At 72.3% G+C, this 2,047-nt stretch carries 2 protein-coding genes; both read right to left on the bottom strand.

What is annotated here, in order from left to right:
• Positions 1 to 117: 117 nt before the first annotated feature.
• On the bottom strand, positions 118 to 1,398 hold the full coding sequence (gene eno / locus AB0M28_RS40400) for a phosphopyruvate hydratase (RefSeq protein WP_365415824.1): 1,281 nt from the start codon (positions 1,396 to 1,398) through the stop codon (positions 118 to 120).
• A 275-nt stretch (positions 1,399 to 1,673) separates the two neighbouring features.
• Positions 1,674 to 2,047, bottom strand: a 374-nt coding sequence (locus AB0M28_RS40395) for a LysM domain-containing protein (RefSeq protein ID WP_365415822.1), incomplete at its 5' end; no start/stop codon positions are given.

Raw genomic sequence — 2,047 nt, 5'->3', positions numbered from 1 at the left:
GTGAGCTGCCGGGGCCGTACGCCCAGCGCCCGCAGCAGCGCGAACTCCCGGCCACGCGACCGGGCGGAGAGCACCGTGTGCCCGCCGGGTACATCCCGGCGGGCGGCGGTGGCTGGGTTACTTGCCGAAGCGCGGGAACGCGCTGCGGCCCGCGTACTCGGCCGCGTCGTCGAGGATCTCCTCGATGCGGAGCAGCTGGTTGTACTTCGCGACCCGCTCCGAGCGCGCCGGGGCGCCGGTCTTGATCTGGCCGCAGTTCGTCGCGACCGCGAGGTCCGCGATCGTGACGTCCTCCGTCTCACCGGAGCGGTGCGACATCATGCACTTGAAGCCGCTGCGCTGCGCGAGCTCGACCGCGTCGAGGGTCTCGGTCAGGGAGCCGATCTGGTTGACCTTGACCAGCAGCGCGTTCGCCGCGCCCTCGTCGATGCCGCGGGCGAGGCGCTCCGGGTTGGTGACGAAGAGGTCGTCGCCGACGAGCTGGACCTTGTCGCCCAGCTTGTCCGTGATGACCTTCCAGCCCGCCCAGTCGTCCTCGAACAGCGGGTCCTCGATGGAGACGAGCGGGTAGTCGGCGACGAGCTGCTCGTAGTACTCGGTCATCTCCGCGGCGGAGCGCTCCGTACCCTCGAAGACGTACTTGCCGTCCTTGTAGAACTCGGACGCCGCGACGTCCAGCGCCAGCGCGATGTCCTGGCCGGCGGTGTAGCCCGCCTTCTGGATGGCCTCGATGATGAGGTCGAGCGCCTCGCGGTTGGAGTCCAGGTTGGGGGCGAAGCCGCCCTCGTCGCCCAGGCCCGTGGACAGGCCGCGCTCCTTCAGCACGGCCTTCAGGGTGTGGTACACCTCGGCGCCCCAGCGCACGGCCTCGGAGAAGGTCTCCGCGCCGATCGGGGCGATCATGAACTCCTGGATGTCGACGTTGGAGTCGGCGTGGCTGCCGCCGTTCAGGATGTTCATCATCGGAACGGGCAGCACATGGGCGTTCGGACCGCCCAGGTAGCGGAAGAGCGGCAGGTCGGACGCCTCGGAGGCGGCGTGCGCCACGGCGAGCGAGACGCCGAGGATGGCGTTGGCGCCGAGCGAGGACTTGTCCGGCGTGGCGTCCAGGTCGAACATCGCCTGGTCGATCAGCCGCTGCTCGGTCGCGTCGTAACCGACGAGCTCCGGGCCGATCTGCTCGATGACGGCGAGGACGGCCTTCTCGACGCCCTTGCCCATGTAGCGGGCCTTGTCACCGTCACGCAGCTCAAGGGCCTCGAAGGCGCCGGTGGAGGCGCCGGAGGGAACGGCGGCACGGCCCGTGCTGCCGTCGTCGAGGCCGACCTCGACCTCGACCGTGGGGTTGCCGCGGGAATCCAGGATCTCGCGGGCTACGACGACGTCGATCGACGGCACGGTTTCTCCTTAGGGAGGAATGGTTCTGTGTGCGGATTGCGAGTCTGAGCGTCTCTGGTCAGCTACCGGGATCCTATGCCAGACCCCGTCCCGGGGACGGCTCGCGCCCCCGGGCCGGGGGTCCGGGCCGGTCGCCCCGGGCGGCCGACTTGTCCGGTTGGGGGTCCGGGGGCCCGCGGCGCCAGCCGCCGGCGTCGCAGCCCCCGGGAGAGCACAGCACGGCAGCGCGGGGGCGGGCCACCCGGGCCCGCCCCCTGCTGTCCCCGAGTGCCCGGTCAGGTGATCTTCAGCTCCTGGCCCGGGCGGATCAGGTCCGGGTCGGACCCGATGGTCACCGCGTTCGCCGCGTACAGCTCGCGCCAGCCGCCGTCGACGTCGTGGTCGCGGGCGATCTCGTCCAGGGTGTCGCCCGGCTCGACGACGTAGAACGCCCGGAAGACCGTCCTCGAGCCGCGCTTGGCCTCCACCTCCCGGCGGGCCGCCGCGCGCTCCTCCGCCCGGGCCCGGCGCTCGGCGCGCGCCGCGGACCGCTCGCGGGCCTTCGCGTCGTCCCGGCCCGCGCGGGCCCACCGCCGAACGTCGCGTCCGCGCCGATGTCGAGCCGGCCCGCGTCGGCCGCCCCGCCGCCGAGGTAGGCGACGACCACGCC

The sequence above is a fragment of the Streptomyces sp. NPDC051940 genome, assembly GCF_040680895.1.
Lineage (GTDB): Bacteria > Actinomycetota > Actinomycetes > Streptomycetales > Streptomycetaceae > Streptomyces.
This window is presented reverse-complemented; position numbering and strand designations above follow the sequence as displayed.